Annotated in this window: 22 protein-coding genes; 6 read left to right on the forward strand and 16 right to left on the reverse strand. The window is 45.5% G+C overall.

Translation table 11 applies throughout. The features are described 5' to 3' along the window. Window positions 1-12: 12 nt before the first annotated feature. On the reverse strand, window positions 13-198 hold the full coding sequence (locus GJQ68_RS21130) for a hypothetical protein (protein WP_162419262.1): 186 nt from the start codon (window positions 196-198) through the stop codon (window positions 13-15). 40 nt (window positions 199-238) lie between these two features. Here GJQ68_RS21130 and GJQ68_RS21135 point away from each other — a divergent pair, with 40 nt between their 5' ends. Further along, the gene (locus tag GJQ68_RS21135; RefSeq protein WP_162419263.1) at window positions 239-463 is read left to right on the forward strand and encodes a hypothetical protein; all 225 of its coding nucleotides are present in this window, start codon (window positions 239-241) and stop codon (window positions 461-463) included. On the opposite strand, the gene GJQ68_RS21140 is transcribed toward GJQ68_RS21135, so the two are convergent. Next, entirely contained in the window at window positions 454-609 is a 156-nt protein-coding gene (locus GJQ68_RS21140; RefSeq protein ID WP_162419264.1) for a hypothetical protein, read from the reverse strand. The two genes, GJQ68_RS21135 and GJQ68_RS21140, sit on opposite strands and share 10 nt — an antisense overlap. 13 nt (window positions 610-622) lie before the next feature. Between GJQ68_RS21140 and GJQ68_RS21145 the strand changes: the two genes are divergently transcribed. The 3 genes from GJQ68_RS21145 (at window position 623) to GJQ68_RS21155 (ending at window position 1,577) form a co-directional block, all read left to right on the forward strand. Then, entirely contained in the window at window positions 623-820 is a 198-nt protein-coding gene (locus GJQ68_RS21145; protein WP_162419223.1) for a hypothetical protein, read from the forward strand. A 3-nt stretch (window positions 821-823) separates the two neighbouring features. Next, on the forward strand, window positions 824-1,003 hold the full coding sequence (locus GJQ68_RS21150; RefSeq protein ID WP_162419265.1) for a hypothetical protein: 180 nt from the start codon (window positions 824-826) through the stop codon (window positions 1,001-1,003). A gap of 178 nt (window positions 1,004-1,181) precedes the next feature. Beyond that, window positions 1,182-1,577 (forward strand): hypothetical protein, encoded by a 396-nt coding sequence (locus tag GJQ68_RS21155; RefSeq protein ID WP_162419266.1) that lies wholly within the window; start codon window positions 1,182-1,184, stop codon window positions 1,575-1,577. A gap of 299 nt (window positions 1,578-1,876) precedes the next feature. Here the strand turns inward: GJQ68_RS21155 and GJQ68_RS21160 are convergent, their stop codons facing one another. After that, entirely contained in the window at window positions 1,877-2,962 is a 1,086-nt protein-coding gene (locus GJQ68_RS21160; protein ID WP_162419267.1) for a porin, read from the reverse strand. Here GJQ68_RS21160 and GJQ68_RS21165 point away from each other — a divergent pair. Continuing rightward, the gene (locus GJQ68_RS21165) at window positions 2,961-3,149 is read left to right on the forward strand and encodes a hypothetical protein (protein ID WP_162419268.1); all 189 of its coding nucleotides are present in this window, start codon (window positions 2,961-2,963) and stop codon (window positions 3,147-3,149) included. The two genes, GJQ68_RS21160 and GJQ68_RS21165, sit on opposite strands and share 2 nt — an antisense overlap. Window positions 3,150-3,201: 52 nt before the next feature. On the opposite strand, the gene GJQ68_RS21170 is transcribed toward GJQ68_RS21165, so the two are convergent. The 3 genes from GJQ68_RS21170 to GJQ68_RS21180 all read right to left on the reverse strand — a co-directional run bounded on the left by GJQ68_RS21170 (window position 3,202) and on the right by GJQ68_RS21180 (window position 5,281). Further along, window positions 3,202-3,630, reverse strand: a complete 429-nt coding sequence (locus GJQ68_RS21170; RefSeq protein WP_162419269.1) for a DUF1801 domain-containing protein — start codon at window positions 3,628-3,630, stop codon at window positions 3,202-3,204. A gap of 9 nt (window positions 3,631-3,639) precedes the next feature. Beyond that, window positions 3,640-4,620: an NAD(P)-dependent alcohol dehydrogenase gene (locus GJQ68_RS21175; protein ID WP_162419270.1), complete on the reverse strand. Its 981-nt coding sequence runs from the start codon at window positions 4,618-4,620 to the stop codon at window positions 3,640-3,642. 232 nt (window positions 4,621-4,852) lie between these two features. Then, window positions 4,853-5,281 carry a DoxX family protein gene (locus GJQ68_RS21180; protein WP_162419271.1) on the reverse strand — a complete coding sequence of 143 codons (429 nt, stop codon included), beginning with the start codon at window positions 5,279-5,281 and terminating at the stop codon, window positions 4,853-4,855. Between the two features lie 446 nt (window positions 5,282-5,727). Between GJQ68_RS21180 and GJQ68_RS21185 the strand changes: the two genes are divergently transcribed. Next, on the forward strand, window positions 5,728-7,302 hold the full coding sequence (locus GJQ68_RS21185) for an alpha-L-arabinofuranosidase C-terminal domain-containing protein (RefSeq protein WP_162419272.1): 1,575 nt from the start codon (window positions 5,728-5,730) through the stop codon (window positions 7,300-7,302). 145 nt (window positions 7,303-7,447) lie between these two features. On the opposite strand, the gene GJQ68_RS21190 is transcribed toward GJQ68_RS21185, so the two are convergent. The 10 genes from GJQ68_RS21190 to GJQ68_RS21235 all read right to left on the reverse strand — a co-directional run bounded on the left by GJQ68_RS21190 (window position 7,448) and on the right by GJQ68_RS21235 (window position 18,211). Then, complete coding sequence (locus GJQ68_RS21190) at window positions 7,448-7,798, reverse strand: DUF5615 family PIN-like protein (RefSeq protein WP_162419273.1); 351 nt, start codon at window positions 7,796-7,798, stop codon at window positions 7,448-7,450. Next, the gene (locus GJQ68_RS21195) at window positions 7,795-8,034 is read right to left on the reverse strand and encodes a DUF433 domain-containing protein (RefSeq protein WP_162419274.1); all 240 of its coding nucleotides are present in this window, start codon (window positions 8,032-8,034) and stop codon (window positions 7,795-7,797) included. The genes GJQ68_RS21190 and GJQ68_RS21195 overlap by 4 nt, the downstream gene beginning before the upstream one ends. A gap of 247 nt (window positions 8,035-8,281) precedes the next feature. Next, window positions 8,282-9,187: an oxidoreductase gene (locus GJQ68_RS21200; protein ID WP_162343276.1), complete on the reverse strand. Its 906-nt coding sequence runs from the start codon at window positions 9,185-9,187 to the stop codon at window positions 8,282-8,284. A gap of 25 nt (window positions 9,188-9,212) precedes the next feature. Further along, the gene (locus tag GJQ68_RS21205; RefSeq protein WP_162419275.1) at window positions 9,213-9,632 is read right to left on the reverse strand and encodes a hypothetical protein; all 420 of its coding nucleotides are present in this window, start codon (window positions 9,630-9,632) and stop codon (window positions 9,213-9,215) included. Between the two features lie 506 nt (window positions 9,633-10,138). Beyond that, a complete protein-coding gene (locus GJQ68_RS21210; RefSeq protein ID WP_162419276.1) occupies window positions 10,139-10,774 on the reverse strand; it encodes a sulfotransferase family protein in 636 nt (211 codons plus the stop codon). Between the two features lie 93 nt (window positions 10,775-10,867). Then, window positions 10,868-11,872 (reverse strand): NADPH-dependent aldehyde reductase Ahr, encoded by a 1,005-nt coding sequence (gene ahr, locus GJQ68_RS21215; protein ID WP_162419277.1) that lies wholly within the window; start codon window positions 11,870-11,872, stop codon window positions 10,868-10,870. 128 nt (window positions 11,873-12,000) lie between these two features. Continuing rightward, on the reverse strand, window positions 12,001-14,115 hold the full coding sequence (locus GJQ68_RS21220) for a PQQ-dependent dehydrogenase, methanol/ethanol family (protein ID WP_162419278.1): 2,115 nt from the start codon (window positions 14,113-14,115) through the stop codon (window positions 12,001-12,003). A 226-nt stretch (window positions 14,116-14,341) separates the two neighbouring features. Beyond that, entirely contained in the window at window positions 14,342-14,770 is a 429-nt protein-coding gene (locus tag GJQ68_RS21225) for a nuclear transport factor 2 family protein (protein ID WP_162419279.1), read from the reverse strand. Between the two features lie 353 nt (window positions 14,771-15,123). Then, complete coding sequence (locus GJQ68_RS21230) at window positions 15,124-17,562, reverse strand: TonB-dependent receptor domain-containing protein (RefSeq protein ID WP_162419280.1); 2,439 nt, start codon at window positions 17,560-17,562, stop codon at window positions 15,124-15,126. 130 nt (window positions 17,563-17,692) lie between these two features. Next, entirely contained in the window at window positions 17,693-18,211 is a 519-nt protein-coding gene (locus tag GJQ68_RS21235) for a nuclear transport factor 2 family protein (RefSeq protein ID WP_162419281.1), read from the reverse strand. Window positions 18,212-18,341 lie beyond the last annotated feature (130 nt).

Genomic DNA, 18,341 nt, shown 5'->3' on the forward strand with positions numbered 1-18,341 from the left:
GTCGTCTTATCATTATTCCGAGTCGAAAATAGCCAGAAAAGCCTGAAATCGCAAGGTTTCGGGGAGGAGAGGCCCAAATCGTTCCGTTTTGTGATCGGAAGATAGACGGCCTGCCGGTGTGTCTCCCGGAAAGCCATGAAAAAAGACCATTCCTGTTTCCGTTTCTTGCAGTGGGAGGCCTGGGTAATCGTTCAACACGGATTTAAAAGTACTTCAGGATTTCCCGGCCAATGAGGCGATGGCCCGCTGTGTTGGGGTGGTTGGATTGGGACATGCGGTCGGCGACGCGGTCACCGATCTTCAGCAGTTGTTTGAAGGCCAAATAGCTGTCGGACAGGCCCAGTCCCAAGTGCGCTGCCAGGCCCTGGATTTGCTGCGCATGCGGTTCCAACACATGCTCGGTTTCGGAAAGGTTCACCGGACCTTGCTGTTCCGGAAAGGGATTTCTGCGGCCTACAGGTAAACATACATATCCGCAATCGCCTGAACGAAACCGTCGATTTCTTCGAACCGAATGCCATTTCTACGGGGGACGGGCAAGGCCAAGGTGTAAACTGTACCGTTGCTACGGTAGCTTAGCTCTGGCGAATACACAGGGGTTTGCTGCAAAACAATCGAGGATTTGCTGGAGTATACACGGGCAATTTCGCCATTGTTCAACCGCTCTTCCTCCGGGCCGAAAAAGGCCATCGAACCGTCCCTTGCGATTACCCATCGCCCCTACCATACGAAAATGCCGGATGGGTTCCGGCAGCAGGACGATCAATGGTCCAAGTTTTTATTTGGCGAACCCGGATTGCATGTTGGATTTAATTTCTAAGTAATGAAAGCCATTGTATGCAGCAACTACTGGGGGCCGGAAGTATTTCGGCTGGTGGAGGTAACCAAACCCACCTGCGGGAAAAACGAGCTATTGATACAAGTAATGGAGGCCTTTGATGGGATACTCACTTCGGTTAGTTACCGTCGAGGAGCGATCATTTACGCGTCAAATGCCACCTGAAATAGCCTATTTATTGTGAAGTCCGGAATTTTACGGTCGTACTATTTTAACTACGGAAAGGACATCACGGCTCATTTTGCCATGCGCTACGGAATGCGACCTGGTTTTTTGACGTGCGTCAAAAGAAAAGACAAGCCGAGTCCTTACTTTTGTGTGTTCAACTACGGGAAGAGAAGTCATGACAATTTCTGCGAAAAACTTGTTATTGCTGGATGGCGTGGGGGCCTTGATGACGGCTACCCTGCTAAGTCAGGTAGTGGCTCGGTATGAATCGCTATTTGGGATGCCAAAGGCGACCGTCTACGTACTTTCGGTCGTTGCATTGGGCTTTGCGGCTTTTTCACTGGGCAGCTACTTGCTGGCAAAAAGCGGTTTTACCCGCTATCTCGGAATCATCCTTTTTGCGAATCTTGCGTATTGTGTGGCAACTGCTACCTTGACGTTCGTTTATCGTGAAAAACTAACCTGGTTGGGGTTCGCTTATTTTATTGGTGAAATTATCCTTGTTTTACTTCTGGTTTACCAGGAATACAAAAAAACAAGACCGGGGATTGGTGGCAAACTATTCGTATAGCATGAAAATACTGCTTACCTCCATAGGTACAAGAGGAGATATTGAACCGTTTCTGGCGCTATCCGTTGTTCGACCAATGCGCGGGCTCATTAGCTCAATCCTACTGCCGGAAGCGTGCGATTTTTCAGCACCTGACCGCTCCCAATGTCGACAGAAATCCATTGATTGGCAATGTTTGTTTCAAAACCAGTCAACTACTTGGTGTCTTTTAGTAATTATAGCCAATACGCTTAATTTATACCTGAAAAGCCTCAGGTAGTCGCCATTGCCCATTATCGTTTATCAATCATCAACTCTAATCAATTAAACCCGATGCTCAAAGAGGTTCCAATAAAGAAATTGCTTTGCGTGGGAGCCTGTTGACTGTCCAGGAAAATTTCATCTCTCCGACTACTAAAGGCCCTACCTTCTACCCGCCAGAGCACATTTTCCATTACCTGCACATCCACATTTACAGAATACCCAAACGTTTGAAAGCCACTGCCGGTGGAAATGATCACTTCATCTTTATCCGAATAGTACTCGGCCCTGGCGGAAACAGCCAATTTCTCGGTAGGTGTAAATCGCCCTATGAGCACAGGCGAATACCAATGATGGTAATCATTGCTACCTTTTTCCACTTGCTGGGCGCCCATATCAAAACCAGCGATCAAACCAAATTTTTCACTGATTTGAAATTGACCATAGAAATTGTGAAAATACCGCATCTGTCGGGTACTGTCCGGCGTGTCGCTGCCAATAAAGGAACTGCTGTTGAGCGTTACCTTATCATTTGGCGTCCAGGTAAGTTGATGGCCAAAAGCAGGGGTTTGGTTGCCAGGAACCCGTTGTATGCGCTGCCAGCCATTAAGGAGTAAGCCACTAAGAAACCAGGCTTCATTATCACTGGTATATGAAACTTTTGCCCCGGAGAGAAAGTAAGGCGAGTTTTCCGCCAAAATACCCCGTGTCATGTTCCAGCAATTGGCCCCTATGGCGCTTTCAAAGCCAATATGAGAGCCAAAGATGCCGGCATCCACCCACAGGTTTTTGGTGTTGGAGATTTTTACCCCCGCATTGGCTTCAAATATGTTCTTCAAAACTCCGGGTTCGGCCGCGAGATTGGCATTGGCATAGGTTCCTGTCATCAACGCCAAGGTACCCCTTACCTGATCGTTGTCATAGGCGGCCTGAATGTACCCGAAGTTTAAACTTACCTCATTGTGGCGGTTAAATGAATATAGGAAATCGGGGCGGTTGTGGTCCACGGGCTCGCCAAAATCGTACACGTAATAGGTTTCCAAATACCCACTAATTTTTAATGGGCGGTCGTTAGAGTCGGCCTGGGCAAAAATCAGGTTAACCAGGCCAAAAGTTATTGTGATTGAGAGCAGTATTTTAAACATGTTGGTGAAATTAATCATTGTACCGTACAATGTAAGATTTTTTGAAGCCTACGATTATAAAAAGCAGACGAATCTTCTTGCACGGATTAAAAGCGCCAAACAAGAGGCTACTTCAGCGCAGGAACCAACAAAAAGGCTAATGGGGAAGGGAATTGCTGCCACGCTACCCTTTATCCATTGGTTTTAAATTTAAATAGGCCTTGTAGAGGGGCTAAGTAACAATAAAAACGTTTGCCCTATCAAATCCCCAAGGTCAGTTGGTCTTTGACCTTGTGGTATCGTAAAGCCGCTTTGATGCAGTCTTTTAGTTCCGGGACCGGGATTTCCTGGTTTATTGCAAATATAATGGCCCGATTTCCCTCGTAGTGAAAGGTACGGTCAAAGACCATTCGAAAGGTATCCACCAGGCGACTCGTGCATTGGAAATACAGGGCATACTGATCCGGGGCTTTTGCTTTCCAATCCATTCGCATGGTGCTGCCCTTTCTGGTCCGGTAGCTTGGTTCCCCCCATTTCAACGTCTCTTCCAGTTCGTCAACCCCCTCCGTTTCTTCGGCCGTTTCGATAATCAATTCCCGTAAAAAAAGCATTTTATCCCGAACGGGGTCGGGATACCGGTCAAATACTTCCTTTACGTTGGGATTTGTTTTTCTTACTAGCTTTTCCATGGTCTATTTTTATTCAGCATGTCCCAGCCTGATCACCACCTTCCCCTGATGCTTTCCCTCACCAAAATACTGAATCAGTCTGGGTGTATCCCCGAGTAAATAGGGCCCGTCAATGAAGATCTGAATCTTCTTTTGGCTAAAGAGTTCCAGGAAATAGTCTAAATGCTTATTGGGTTTTAAACTTACTATTTGAAGCTTTTTGGTGGAAAATAGGGATAGAATTTTGCCAAAAAAGAGGAGGTTTAGCAAGCTGGCCGGTTTGCCGCCGATCGTAACGTATTTTCCGTTCGGGGATAAAGCCCGTAAGTAAGACCAGGGATACTGGTTGGTTTTGCAATCCAGGATCAAATCGTAGGTCTCGCCCCTCTTTGTGAAATTGGTCTTCTTGTAATCAACGACAAAATCATATCCGATGGCTTTCATTTGCTCCAGCTTCTCTCCTGAATCTACTCCGGTTACCACGCAACCTTCCAGTTTGGCCAGCTGAACGGCCAAGGTCCCTACCCCTCCACCGCCGCCGTTGATAAGGATTTTCTGCCCTTTTTTGATATTTCCCAGGTCCCGAAGCGCTTGCAAAGCCAGACAAAATGCATGAGGTACCGCCGTGGCCTCTTCGAAACTCAGGTTCTCAGGTTTTTTAATTAAAGCGTTTGCATCTACACAGACGTATTCAGCAAAGGTTCCGAAACCATACGCTGAAATATCTCCAAATACGGCCTCTCCAACGGTAAATTTTGTTACATCCGACCCGACTGCATCTACCATTCCGGCCAATTCCATTCCGGGGATTGGCACCTTGGGCTTAAACAGGCCAAATAATAGTCGGTAAAGGTAAGGTTTGCCCCTTACCAGGCTCCAATCGTAATCGTTTAAGGCGGTAGCATGTATTTTTACCAATACCTCGTGATTTTTGGGAATGGGTTTTTCCACCTCCCTTACAGCAAGCACTCGTTCAGGATTGCCATATGTTGTAAATTGGACCGCTTTCATAGGGGTAGGAATTGGTTTTTGTTGTCTTTCGATGCCGATTCAGGGTACATCTGATTTCATCGCTTTTGTTCCATTTGATGCAATCTCCAACCAAGCAGCCAGGTTCCGATTTTAGAAACGTGAAGCGGGGATACGCATTTTTTACTAATCACGTTAACTTTATCCGTCAAAACAAAACACACTCCATGGGTGAGCTGGCAAAATGCGTTGCTGCAAAATAATAACACATGTTTTAGGTTCTATTTTTATTTTTCTGGGTCCATTTATTGAAAGCGCCGGTGGACCAAAGAGCCCATACAACCAGTACAGGTTGGAAAAATAGCCGTATCAATCGCTTTTGGTCTGTATCCAAGCCAAAAGCATCGATGCCATTGGTGTACTGAGATAGGTTTCCAGGGAAGATAAGTACGTAAAAGACCGCCAACGCAATCCCCACGTAATAGGTATACCCGGTTAGAAAGATCATCGCAAGTCCTAGCGATATTTCTACAATGCCAGAGGATATGACGACAAAATCCATAAACGCCGGATCCTCAGGTAGCCATCGTGGAACCTGGGCCTGGAATTCCTCCCGTTGAAAAGTCAAATGTCCGAGTCCCGCCAGTACCATTAGGCCACCCAGCAGGATTCTCATTAGTTTTTGAATAAGCGTTGTTTTCATTTTGACTACCGTTTGGGATGAATTCGTTTCCGATAGAAAAGTACCCAACATTTGTCGCATGATCAAACCAATGTGAATCATTTACTAAAAACCTTACGTCCGCCCGCGGATTTAATCCCGGTAGTGGTGGACCGCTCCCCAAGCGACATCGATGGAATCAATTGGACAACGCGCAGGTGCATGGGGTAGGCGTGCAGCGCTTCCAACCTACAGGCCTGCATCCATAATCACGACTCATTTCGCTCTTAGGTGCATCCTGCCACTTTTTTGTGTAGGGTGTTGCCCTTCTTATTTTTTTGTGGATTATTGAATTTTTATTAATTTAAAACGAAGGCAGGTAGGCATGGGCGATGCCTATTGGCTTGTCCAATGATCACAGCTGCTGCTTTATTGCCGAATTTGTAACCTATCCGTCCGTTTTTTGCGTACACGACCCTAGTTCACAAATGAGTATCAACCGAAGAACCTTTATTAAATCCGCTGCTTTTGCCGGAGCAGGATTAGCAGCTAGCCCGGAGCTGTCAGCCGGAGCCAGGTCTGTTGTCGTTAAGGCAAAAGAGGGAATCGAAATTGATCCCGAGCCTACCTTTGCCTTGTCTCCTTATTTGTACATGCAGTTTATGGAACCCCTGGGCCGCACCGACGGGTCGGTGGAGGCCGCATGGGATTTTAGTAAACACGCCTGGCGTGAGGACGTGCTGGAAGCCACCCGGGAGCTGGCACCCAGCATGGTGCGATTTGGCGGTATTTTCAGTTCGTATTACCGCTGGCGAGAGGGCGTCGGTAAGCGAAGCAGTCGTGTACCCATGCAAAATCTACTGTGGGGCGGGTATGAATCAAACCAGGTAGGCACGGCGGAGTTCGTCGACTTTTGCAGGCAGGTAGGGGCCGATCCGCTCATGTGTGTGAACTTTGAGTCGGAAGGAAGCCCCGGATGGTCGATTGACGGTATGGGCAGCGATCGGCGGGGCACCGCCCAGGAAGCTGCCGAATGGGTGGACTATTGCAATAATCCGGACAACGCCCTGCGAAAAGACCACGGGATTGACGGCCCCTTACGCATCCCCTTCTGGCAAATCGGCAACGAAACCTCCTATGCCAACGAACGTTTTCACCTGGATACCGCCGTTCAGAAGACGCTGGCGTTTAGCAAAGAGATGCTGCGGGCCGATCCGTCTATCAAACTGATCGGCTGGGGTGGTTTGCAACGGTGGGGTGAAGGAAAAGAATCCTTCTGGGCCAGGGAAATGATCGAGCGTGCCGGAGAGCACCTGGATTACGTGGCGTTTCACCACATGTTTAACCCCTACGGCAGGGAGCAGGATAACCCTTTGAAAGGAGTAGATTACCGGAAAGATCCTGCCCGAACCTGGGAATACCTGATGAATGCCTGTGCCTTTCACGAGAAAAAAGTACTAGCCATGCGGGAACAGGTGGAGCCCTACCAAATGCCCATGGCCCTGACCGAGTGCCACTACAGTTTTCCGGGCAGAAACCGAAACGAGGTGATGTCCACCTGGGCCACCGGTGTTTCCTATGCCCGCATGGCAAACTTACACGAACGTCACGGGGACCTGCTCAAGATCGCGACCATGGCCGATTTTTGCGGCACGCGCTGGCAGGTCAACGCCCTGATGATTCCTATCCCAAGATCCTACGGGGAAGCATTTTTGATGCCGGTTGCCAAAGTGATGAAACTCTACAGAAAATACAGCGGCACCAACTATTGTGCAACCACACAAATGCCCGCCTACCTGGACGTTACGGCAAGTAGAAAAGGAAATACCTTGTTTGCGCACGTAGTCAATACGCATCGAACTTCGCCCGTAAAAACCACATTATCTCTAAAAGGGGAAACGATAGCCTCGATCAAGGTGCACGAGATGGCAGCCGATCCGGAGTTTGAAGTAATCGCCCGGGAGCCCGACCCACTCCAAATACAAACAAAGGAGGCACCTGCCGACGGAGCGTGGTCCTTTCCGGCTGCTTCGGTGTCGGCAGTAGAAATCCAACTCGTGTAACCGGGGCCGTAGCGACCGGCTTAGCCACCTAATACTAGCCCGGGCGGATGCTGGCGGTTCGGGGACACACAGGCATCACAAGATTTGCCCTATCCCCGCGCATAAATTACGTTTTAAACAGCAGCATCCCAGAATTCTTCCCGGTCTATCCAATGCTCCTAATACTTTTTTCAGGCACAACCACAAAATGTCCTTTTTCAATAATTTGCTGGTGGTTTTTGGTCAGATTTTTCAAAACTAATACCTTGTTCCTTGAGGTTTCGTCAGTGAGCCTCAAAAAAATAACACCGCAATGAGACTGCCTGTTTTTAAAAATCAACTCACCGAAATCTTTGTCGTTGGTAATCAAAATTCTCTCCTCACTTACAGCTATTTTAAGAATTTCTTTATCCGAAATCCCTTTTCTATCCGGCGAAATTGAAAGGATATTATGACCTTCTGAGGCCAACCATTTTGCAACAGTCGGGCCGGTACATTCATCGACGATGAATTTCATTTGGAAGGTGCCAAAGGGATGAAAAAATTACTTTCCAATACTTCGTTTGCAAACAGCAAACAGGCCCTTATATTCTCCTCGGTTATATAATTATATTCTTCAATAATTGCTTGAGGAGTTTCTCCGTGGGGAAGCAATCCAATAATGAAATGTACGGACAATCGGGTGCATTTTATGACTGGCTTTCCGGCCAGTATATCGGGATTTAACTCAATCCTGTTAAGTAATGCTTCCATTTGTCAGTTTTAAAACAAATTTACATTAATATTTTTATTGTAGGTGGTTTGACTAGCATATTGAATCTGCGAAGTTAACACTTTAATGCAGCGTGGTCTTGCCTGAAATATTTAATTTTTAAGACAAGCTTTACGTTATTTTTTCAATTCATTTTACCTACCTAACAAAATATCAATCCCAGTGGCGGATAAAAAATGATCATTTCTACAGGATAGAAAATCAAAGCGCGTTGGTTTACGGCATCTTTTATAAATATTTCATTCCCACCAATTCTTCCGCTACTTCCCAGAGACGTTTTGCCACATCTTCATCATTTGCTAATGCGGTGCCGGAGACTTTACCGGGCTTTCCTTTGAACTCGTTAAATCCTGTTGGGCCAAAATAGTCACCCCCTGCTGCATCACCAATTGCCGCTACCATGGTAGGTTTTGCACCTTCTTTTGGCGCATGCGTTAGAAGTGGAGCAACTGTGTATTTCAATATACCATAAACAATTTTCGGCATATGCCTGGCCAACTCGGTAGTGGCAATACCTGGATGTGCAGCCGTTGATATGGTTTGATCATGCCCGGCTTTTTCTAACCTCCTTTGCAATTCAAAAGCAAATAATAAGCATGCCAGCTTTGACTGCCCATAAGCTGCTGATGCGGAATAATTTTTCTCACTTTGCAGGTCGTCAAAATTGATCTTCCCATTTTTATGGGCGATGGAGCTTAAGTTTACTATCCTGGAATTGGGTGTTTTTAGGATTGTATTCAATAGTAAGCCAGTGAGCAGGAAATGTCCCAGGAAATTGGCCTCTATCTGTAATTCATAGCCATCTTTCGTCTTGGTATAAGGAGGCATCATCACACCGGCATTATTAATCAAAACATCTAAGCGGTCATATTTTGATTGATAGGCTTTGGCAAAATTCCGCACAGAATCTAAACTACTTAAGTCAATTTCCATTACTTCTACATCTGCCTTTGGTACTTCTTTTTTTATGTTTTCTTTAGCGGCATTGGCTTTTTCCAGGCTCCGGCAAGCCATAATCACTTTCGCTCCTTTTTTTGCCAAGGATAGGCTATTTTCATAACCCAAACCTGTATTGGCTCCTGTTACGATAAAGATGCGTCCTTTTTGTTCCGGTAAAATATGCGTCTGGTCCATGTTTTGTGGTTTTTATTAAAGCTAGTCAATCTATTTTACCAACTGCTTCCAATTTCAGGAATTTTGCTGCATTTTCAATTTCACCGGCTTTAATCATTTGCTCAAACTTGACGATATCCATATCATGATCGTCTGGCAAAAAACTCAGAATACCCCGAATCACCCTGTTCTCTCTATCATTTTCTTTCCAGATTCTTACACTTTCAGGATTTCCACTGACCATGGCTTTCACAATATTCAATCGCTCCATTGCCGCAAAAGTCTCTGTAAGATGCGCTTTCGCATTAGCAGACCCTTTGACTCCATAGTGATCAGTAACAGGCTCCCGTTCGCCAAAATCACTCTCTGTATAGGAGTGAATATGCATGTCGATAATTCGCTTTTGTGAAAAAGCTTCCAGTGTGGGTAAAACTGCAAAAGCTAAAAGGGCTAAGATTTTTTTCATATTGTTTGATGTTACTGATTCAACCTATTGTATTTCCTCAGCACTTCCACTCCTTTCACACCGTCCTTTACTAATACCTAATTCGAATACGCACATAGCCATGAAAACTGAAATCCATCAAGGACGAAAGGGCGCATTTTCTTTCCCAATTCAGGGATTTGTTTTTCTAATTTTACCGGCATGCTCCCCAGTTTCCCCATTAAATTTACTCGTGACTTCCGGGGAAGTTCCAGTTTCTCTTTTGTCCCATGAATCCATTGCCTCCTTCAGTTCCTTTGAAGGTTCCTGACTCGAAGCAATAGCAACCTCAGCTTATTGCACCTTAGCAAACCATTCAGGGTCTTTTCGGTTCCAGGCAGTTCCAATACAGAAAAGTATAATTGCAGTGAGGATAAGATTTTTGGGAGCCATATTCCGAAAGGAATAAACCAAAAATCCCATCAAAGCATAATTATAAAATATCTCTCCTACCCACAGCAATAAATACCCATGAATCAATCCAAAAATCAAGATGCTGGCTTTGTGGCAGCATTTACCAAATCCCAGAATTCTTCCCGGTTATTGGTGCGGGGAAACGCCGAATCGGGGGCCTCTACGTTTAAATACCCGCACAATGGTTCCCAGCCTTCCTTTACCTGATATACCAGTAGTTGTTCGGGTGGGATTAAAGCCTGTACCGCTTTATTATGTGCTTCGTATCTTTCTGCCAGGCCCTCGAAATCAAGGCCCATTGGAAAACCTGATTTTTCAATCACCTTCACCACCATATTGAGCCATTCCTGAACGGGAGCTGGTGTGTTTTCCCGCCCGCTAAGCAGTTTGTAGATCGTAGAACCAAAGCTTTCTGCCCACGATTCTTTGCTCCGGTGTGTTAAAATAAACTTTCCATTCGGATACGTTGCATAAAGCTCTTTGTAAAAGGCAGCGGTAGGCCAGTCAACGGCGCTCTGCATGCCTTCATAAACAGCGTCAAAGTTGGCCGGATGATTCAATAGCTCATTCCAAAGGGGCAGTTGAACGGGCATGTTTTGCGCCACACGCTCCATGTGGTGGCAAGGACCCAGTTGCAGTTGTTCCAGTGCTGTTTTCAACGAATAGGTGCCGGTTCTTCCCAGACCTAATCCAATAACTTTTAATTCCATAAATATTTTTTTGTTTACTAACTACCTAGGCTAAATCGGTTTTCGGCCTACCCGTTTTTGAAAATTCTTCCAATGATAGGCTAGTTGAATCCCCTAGTTTTTCAATACAATTCGGAAACGGGCCTTCCCGGATTCCAAATGTTCCATCGCTTCATTGACTTGAGACATGGGAAATTCTTCTGTAATCGGATAAATGTCGTGTCGTACGCAGAATTCCAGCATGGTTCGTGTCAAGGCCGGGCTTCCGAGAGGACTTCCTGCGACAGACTTTTCTCCCATAATCAGAGAAAATGCAGGAATAGCCATCGGTTCTAATACCGCTCCCACATTGTGAAACTTTCCTTTTGGAGCTAAAGCGGTCAAATACGAATTCCAATCCAAGGTCACATTGGTTGTATTCAGAATGAAATTCAGACTTCCGGCGATTTTTGCCAGTTCCTCAGGATTCCTGGAATCCACAACCTGGGTGGCCCCCATTTCCAGAATGGAGTTCTTTTTATCCGGGTTGGAGGTAAAAGCGATGACTTCACAGCCCCACTTGTTTAGGAATTTTAGTGCCATATGGCCCAGGCCCCCAATGCCAATAACGCCAACCTTGTCAGTGGCTTTGACTCCGGCGAGAATGATCGGATTAAACACGGTAATTCCCCCACAGAGCAAAGGGCCAGCCTTATCCAGATCGATACCCTCGGGAAGTGGGATTGCCCAGGACCAATGGCTTCGAACGTAGTCAGCAAAGCCACCATGCCTGCCACCAATAGTGAATTCGGCAGAAGCGCACAGATGATGCGCGCCATCCATACATTCATGACAGGCCATGCAGGATCCCGATAACCAACCCACACCGACCTTATCCCCAACTCTCACATTTTTTACTGCATTGCCTGCTGCGATCACCTCACCAATAATCTCGTGGCCGGGGACAATGGGATAGGCCGTCATTCCCCAGTCATTGTTCATCATACTGAGATCTGAATGGCAGATGCCACAGTTGATCACCCGGATATCGACTTGTTCAGCACCTGGTTCTCCCATTTCGTAAGAAAAGGGCATTAATTTTTCATGTGGGCCGTTGGCGGCAAAAGCGGATACGTTCATAGTTTTGATTTAGTTTAAAGTGTGGAAACTTGGGTTGACAATTTTGAAGTATTTGATTTTAACCGATGATGATTTTCTTTCAAGCAAGGATCAGGTTGATGAACTGATGTAGATCTGATTGCATAAGCTTAATGTGATCCTACCTCTTTCCTAGGATTGTTTGTGCTTAGTGCCCTATCCGAAGTTGAAGTTTCCATGGCCCTTTGCCTGACATAATGCCGCAAATCCTCCAGCTCTCTGTCCGTAATTTCAGGTTGTCCCGGCATCCCTCTTCCTGCTAAAATGCCATCGCGCACGACAGAAGAAAAAGCTTCTTTGTTTAAAACAAGACCCGATGCCCTCAGGTCCGGTGCCATGCCTCCGGCAATTAAACCAGGTCCATGGCAACCACCGCAGCCCCCGTATACTATGGCCCCTCTTGCTGCCATCTCATCGTTGATTGTAAAATTAGGTTCATTCAGAGGTTCGGGAAAAAATGGCGGTGGAAGAGCGGCTATCTCTGCAGAACCCTCCAGCGAAAAACTGATCAGGCGCCGGGTATGTACGCCGTATGACCAACCCAGTTCGGCAGCCGGACTGTATCCTGCAAAACCACCGCCAAAGCCAACCAGTAAAGAAATGTACTGCCTCCCGTTAATCGTGTAGGTGATTGGCGGAGCAGAAATACCCAGCCCGGCATCAAACTCCCATAAGATTTCTCCCGTTGATGCTTCATATGCCAAAAAGTTACCGTCCGACCGCCCCTGAAAAACAAGGTTTCCGGCCGTAGTTAATGTACCGGCATTCCAAAAAGAATCCTGTGGCAGATACCAGGCCACTTCTTGTTTTACCGGGTCCCAGGCTTGCAGCGATGCAGTATACTCTCTGGGTTGTTCCTCGGGGAATTCAAGTCGTACTCCGGTTCCACCAATAAATTCCCGGGCCTGCCACTTTTCAAGATTGATCCCTTCATCGGAAAAATTTGTTGAAAGATGATGGGTGGGAATATAGGCCAGCCCGGTTTGCGGATTGTATGACATGGCCTGCCAGTTATGAGCACCCCAGGGGCTGGGGGTAATATCAGCTGGCCCGTCCTCATACCGTGAACCTTCCACTTCTACGGGACGGCCTGTTTCCATATCAATATGGGAGGCCCAGGTAGTTTCAACATAGGGTTCTGCGGAAATCAATTTACCCGTCTTGCGGTCAATTACATAGAAAAAGCCATTCTTTGGTGCGTGCAGAATAGCTTTCCTCTCTTCTCCCTCAATTTTCAGGTCAGCCAGAATAATGTCCATATTGGAGGTATAGTCCCAGGTATCTCCCGGTGCGGTCTGGTAATGCCAGATGTATTCGCCCGTATCCGGATTCAGCGCCACTATGGAGCTTAGAAAAAGATTGTCACCGCCGCCTGGGCTTCTGATTTTCCGATTCCACGGCGATCCGTTACCCGTTCCGATATAGAGCATATCCAGTTCGGAGTCATAGGTAAACCCGTTCCAAGCATTTCCGCCCCCGCCGTGCTTCCACCACTCGCCAGTCCAGGTCTCAGCCGCCATTTCCATGGCTGCATTTTCGAAGCCGTCGGCCGGATTACCGGGAACAATATAGAATTTCCACGCCTCCTCTCCGGTATCTGCATCATAGGCAGTAACCCAGCCGCGGGTCGGGCCATTTTCCGTTCCGCCGTTGCCGATCAGCACTTTTCCCTTAAAAGCCTTCGGAGCTCCCGTAATGTATAGGGACCGCTCCATATCATAGGTACGAACCGACCAGATCTCGGCGCCGGTGCTCGCATCAATGGCAATCAGCCTGCCATCCCAGGTGGCGGCAAAAATCCTACCTTCATAAAACGAGATCCCCCGGCTGTGAATCCATCCAATTTTCCTCTTTCCCTTTATTTCGTCAACTACTTTGGGATCATATTCCCAGATCAGAGCGCCGTTCGTTGCATCTACCGCCCTGATGATATTCATGGTTCCGGTAAAGTACATCACGCCATTTACCACCAGAGGTGTTGACACCAGGCCCACATCATCTGGGAGTTCCATGAACCAATCCACTTTCAGGTCAGCCACATTTTCGGTATTGATGTCAGTTGCAGGACTATACCGCCGCTCGTTGTGTGTGCGTCCGTACGCAAGCCAGTCAGAGGTCTGCTCCTCATCGGCAATAGCAACATCGGCGTAGTGAGGGGTTTGATTTTCATTTCCGCAAGAAACCAATAGCAATAGTCCGATTAAGGCTGATACGGTCTTTTTCATGATTTATTTAAGTTATATCTTTAGGCTTTTAGGTTTATTGGAGACAAGGATTAGGGTTTTGGCCATAGTTTTTTTATGATTCAATAGGCTTCCCAAAGGTGCTTAGACGGTTTAGAACTTGATACCAAGGTCGTTGATTGCGAACTTGCTGAAATAGACCATTGGAGATTTTTTTCTAGGATCCTGATAATCGAGCATCGGGGTATATTTCGAGACCGGATTGGTTTTACTCATTCAAAGCATCATGTAATTTTTTCGTATCCACATATTGTTGAAAAGCAACCACTTTCCCGTCTTTCAATGTCCAGAAATGGGCCACTTGGGCATTGTATGTTTTTCCTTTTTTGGTTTTGGCATCATAGCGTAAGGTGGCCAGTACTTTGTCATTAAACATCTCGAGTAGCTCAATATCCTTCAAATTAAAATATTCATGTTCCTCACCAATGCGGGCAAAAACACCATTCAGCACCGCATCTGGTCCTTTATATGGATTGCCATCTGCATAGGCATTGCCTTCAGCCTCATTCCAAATGATATTTGAATCCATCATTCCCAGAACTGCGGGAATGTCGCCAACGGCAAAGGCCTTATAGAGTCCATCTATGACAGCCCGATTATGGGTGGCAATTTTTAAATCATCTTCATGTGTTTTCATAAAATTCTTTCTGTTTTAAATGGTTAAGTTACTTTTTAACTTTTCCAAAGTTCCAAACTTTGGAAAAGTTAGTTATTGGTGTAGATGCAATGGCGGTATTCGGCATGGGAATATCCGTAGCCTATAGGTTTCAAGCAGAAGTATGCGGGTTTTTCTGATTTCATAGGAATCGGTTATTTGAATCGTATAACATTTGATTTTGGAAAAAACATGCACGGATTCAATGATCTGACTTTCAATAATAAATCATATTAAAATTTACCATTTCAATTTTTGAAATGAAACCCATCAAGGGCGAAGCCACCTCTTTTTTGTCCGAATGAATGGATTTATTTACTTAAGGAGAAAAATGATCAATTGGTCACCCTTTTCTGTTCCTCTTGGGAGCCTACTTTTCGGTCTCTGGTTCCTTTGATTTTGCTGTTTCCAAACTTGTAGGTGTAGGTGGCCATAAACACCCTTTTTTCAAACTTGAGCCTACCTGTAATTTCCAAATCAGCACCATCGAATGATCTCCACCTGAGTTGACTGCTTTCGAGTATGTCGTTGCAGGATACCCTCAACACCCCGGCCTTTTGGAAGTCTTTTTGGATTCCCAGATTGAGAAAGCCCCGCGAAAGTACCTTGTAATATCCCATGATACTGGGAGACATATAATATCCCATCAACTCTATGGTATATTTTTTGGGAAGTGTAAAGGTATTTGTGAGCACTACCTGAATACCTTTCTGATCAACATCATAGGCCTCTCCATTCAGTTCTGAATTGACTTTCTGATAATTTGCCGTGAAGTTGTTTTGGGTTTCCCACCAGGAAGTCAATTGCAAGGGGAAAGCGACAATCATGGATACCGTCTGCCTTTGGTCGATATTTTCTGTTTTAAGGAATACGGTGTTGGTCTCTTCATTTAGGGTAGGTTGAAATTGTGCGATTACATCTTTATCCATACTATGCTGCACCGAGAAAATCATACTCTTGTAAGAATAATCTGTTTTGATGTTGTTGGTGTAGGTAGGAAGTATATTTTCATTTCCGGCGAAGAAGGTAAAAGGGTCAGAAAAAAACACGAAAGGTGCCATCTCGTTGAAAGTAGGACGAGTAATCCTGCGTCCATAAGACAGCTGTACCAGATTGTCATCATTGATTTTTCTGGATAAAAATGCCGTTGGAAAGAAATCCCCGTAATGCCTGTCAACGATTTTTTCTCCTGAAACGGTCGTCAGGTTGGTTTTGGTGTTCTCGTACCTTACTCCTGCATTTAAGGTGGTTTTTTCATCAAATTCAATTTTTGCTGTGGAAAAAGCTGCCAATATATCTTCTTCGAGAAAGCCATCATTGGTGAAGTTTGGATCAACCAGCCAATCTGATCCAAGTTTCTCTTCGAAGAGCACCGTATTGGTAAATTCTGAAAAAGTAGCTCTGAGACCTGATTCTACGGCTACTGATTCCCCGATTTTCATGGAGTGGTTAAGATCTGTCACCCAAAGCTCAATTGGGGTATCTTTGGTTATTCTGAATTCTTCTGAACCGATCAAATCATTGGATTCATCATAATTCATAATGGTATACCCGGATGGGTTGGAATTTTTGTAGGTAAGGTAATCTACATTGGTACTGATGACCTGACCATTTCGGAATGTATGCTGAAGATTGATATTGCCCATGATATGACTCCATTTATTAGCTTCTACCGTTGTCATTCTAAAAAGGGTATCCGGGGAGATGGAATAATTGGATTTTGTGACATTGGGTGCAGTCATATCCCAACGATTAGTATAGCCACTGACCAAGCCACTGAAGATGGTGTTTGTACTTAATTTGTAGTCAAAACCTGCCTGATAATTGATGGACTTTCTGGTGGAAAACCGATCGGTGTTGGTATCAATGCCAATGTCTTCAAATCCATTGTTGTTGCCTCTAAATTGTTCCCATTCCTGATCCTGATCTACATAGGTCGCAGACAAAAGACCAAACCAGCTGAATTTTGGTCCTTGATGGTTGAGGTTGAAGCTCATATTGCCGTTATAGCCAGATCCATAGCCTTGGCCGACAGTCAGAGAACCGTTGGTGCCTATCATATCGTTGTCTTTTTTCATCACAATATTGATAAATCCGGCATCACCGTCTGCATCATAGTTGGCAGGGGGAACAGTAATGATTTCGATCTTTTCGACATCACTTGAATTGAGACCGGCCAGCATCTGATAGGCCGCCTCCAGGGGCATTCTGAACCGTTGGCCATTCATCAGGATCACTACACCGTTTTTACCTAAAACGGAAAGCGAATTACTCTGTCTGTTCACCATTACCCCGGGAGACCTGTCCAGCACATCGATGACCGATAAGCCGGCTGCTGATATGCTGTTCGCCACATTTACCACCATTTTCCCCTGTTCCAACTCAAATAGTGGCCGGGTGGCGGTTACCGTTACTTCATCCAGGTTCTGATCTTCTTCCTTCAATAGGATAGCCGCCAACTCATTTTTTTCAGTCCCCAAAAAAGGGAACACCGGGGAAAAGCTTTTGGCGTATCCCAGGATCGTTACTTCCACAAAGTATTGCCCTTTTGGGATATCCGTAAAAACATAGTTTCCGGATTCATCGGAAATGGCACCCTTAATCAGGGAGGAATCAGGCTCATTTCTGAGCAGCACATTTGCATAGGATAGGCCCTTTGCCTGGGAATCAAGAACTTTTCCCTGGATCATTCCTTGAGAAAAAACGCTGGAAGCCAATAGACAATACAGTAGGGTAATAAATGGGACCTTCAAAAGATTATTATAAAATTTCATTGGATTATTTTTTTTACTTTTAACTCTTTCAAGTGAAGCCAGAAAAATTCCGGTCGAGCGGGCAAATAAATCGCTTTGGCGATCTCAAGATCACCAAAGGAAATATGACATTACGAAGGCGGTGATTTACTCAATTAGCCGGAGGAGTCACCTTGAACCCCTGCGTTTCTAGAACATTGAGCATGTCATACCAATACCGAATAAATGTTATTTTACCATTTACGACTGTGGCGGCTGTATGATATGGAACCTCGATTATTTTCCCACTTGCCTTATTTGTAAGTGTGTTTGTTCCCCATGACAGGATCCATTCGCCTTCATTCCAGTTGTTACTCACTTTGACAGGCAGATAAAGCTCTTGCGAAAGGCTGTGCTTGAATTGGTTGGTACTATTGGTGTAATAATCTTTGTGCTGCGCCACTGTAAGTGAGTCCAAGCCTCCGCCCAAACCATAAATCATGGCACCTGTTGCGAATTGAGTGTTCATTGTGGCCACATCACCTGCTTGAAGTGCTTTAGTGTAGGTTTGGACTACTTCCATCGCTTTTGCTGCATTCTGAAATTCCAGCGTCGCTTCCTGTGCCATTGAAAGAGGGGTTGTCAATATCAGCAGGAAGGCAGCTGCTATGACTATTTTGAAAGTTTTCATGATAAATGGGTTTGATTGCTAAGAAGTGGAAAAACTTTACTTAATAGATTTAAACATAAATAAACTAGCAGTGATCGGAAAGAAGGGCAGGACGAAAGGATGGGATTACTGTCCGAAGATCAATGAATTG

Origin of the sequence: Cyclobacterium roseum (assembly GCF_010119225.1) — a bacterium.
Taxonomy (GTDB): domain Bacteria; phylum Bacteroidota; class Bacteroidia; order Cytophagales; family Cyclobacteriaceae; genus Cyclobacterium; species Cyclobacterium roseum.

Excerpts from the sequence above, each read along its gene's own strand:
- GJQ68_RS21135 (WP_162419263.1), top strand. The coding sequence starts at position 239 with ATGGCCCGCTGTGTTGGGGTGGTTGGATTGGGACATGCGGTCGGCGAC.
- GJQ68_RS21150 (WP_162419265.1), top strand. The coding sequence starts at position 824 with ATGAAAGCCATTGTATGCAGCAACTACTGGGGGCCGGAAGTATTTCGG.
- GJQ68_RS21155 (WP_162419266.1), top strand. The coding sequence starts at position 1,182 with ATGACAATTTCTGCGAAAAACTTGTTATTGCTGGATGGCGTGGGGGCC.
- GJQ68_RS21165 (WP_162419268.1), top strand. The coding sequence starts at position 2,961 with ATGTTGGTGAAATTAATCATTGTACCGTACAATGTAAGATTTTTTGAA.
- GJQ68_RS21160 (WP_162419267.1), bottom strand. The coding sequence starts at position 2,962 with ATGTTTAAAATACTGCTCTCAATCACAATAACTTTTGGCCTGGTTAAC.
- GJQ68_RS21170 (WP_162419269.1), bottom strand. The coding sequence starts at position 3,630 with ATGGAAAAGCTAGTAAGAAAAACAAATCCCAACGTAAAGGAAGTATTT.
- GJQ68_RS21175 (WP_162419270.1), bottom strand. The coding sequence starts at position 4,620 with ATGAAAGCGGTCCAATTTACAACATATGGCAATCCTGAACGAGTGCTT.
- GJQ68_RS21180 (WP_162419271.1), bottom strand. The coding sequence starts at position 5,281 with ATGAAAACAACGCTTATTCAAAAACTAATGAGAATCCTGCTGGGTGGC.
- GJQ68_RS21185 (WP_162419272.1), top strand. The coding sequence starts at position 5,728 with ATGAGTATCAACCGAAGAACCTTTATTAAATCCGCTGCTTTTGCCGGA.
- GJQ68_RS21190 (WP_162419273.1), bottom strand. The coding sequence starts at position 7,798 with ATGAAATTCATCGTCGATGAATGTACCGGCCCGACTGTTGCAAAATGG.
- GJQ68_RS21195 (WP_162419274.1), bottom strand. The coding sequence starts at position 8,034 with ATGGAAGCATTACTTAACAGGATTGAGTTAAATCCCGATATACTGGCC.
- GJQ68_RS21200 (WP_162343276.1), bottom strand. The coding sequence starts at position 9,187 with ATGGACCAGACGCATATTTTACCGGAACAAAAAGGACGCATCTTTATC.
- GJQ68_RS21205 (WP_162419275.1), bottom strand. The coding sequence starts at position 9,632 with ATGAAAAAAATCTTAGCCCTTTTAGCTTTTGCAGTTTTACCCACACTG.
- GJQ68_RS21210 (WP_162419276.1), bottom strand. The coding sequence starts at position 10,774 with ATGGAATTAAAAGTTATTGGATTAGGTCTGGGAAGAACCGGCACCTAT.
- ahr (WP_162419277.1), bottom strand. The coding sequence starts at position 11,872 with ATGAACGTATCCGCTTTTGCCGCCAACGGCCCACATGAAAAATTAATG.
- GJQ68_RS21220 (WP_162419278.1), bottom strand. The coding sequence starts at position 14,115 with ATGAAAAAGACCGTATCAGCCTTAATCGGACTATTGCTATTGGTTTCT.
- GJQ68_RS21225 (WP_162419279.1), bottom strand. The coding sequence starts at position 14,770 with ATGAAAACACATGAAGATGATTTAAAAATTGCCACCCATAATCGGGCT.
- GJQ68_RS21230 (WP_162419280.1), bottom strand. The coding sequence starts at position 17,562 with ATGAAATTTTATAATAATCTTTTGAAGGTCCCATTTATTACCCTACTG.
- GJQ68_RS21235 (WP_162419281.1), bottom strand. The coding sequence starts at position 18,211 with ATGAAAACTTTCAAAATAGTCATAGCAGCTGCCTTCCTGCTGATATTG.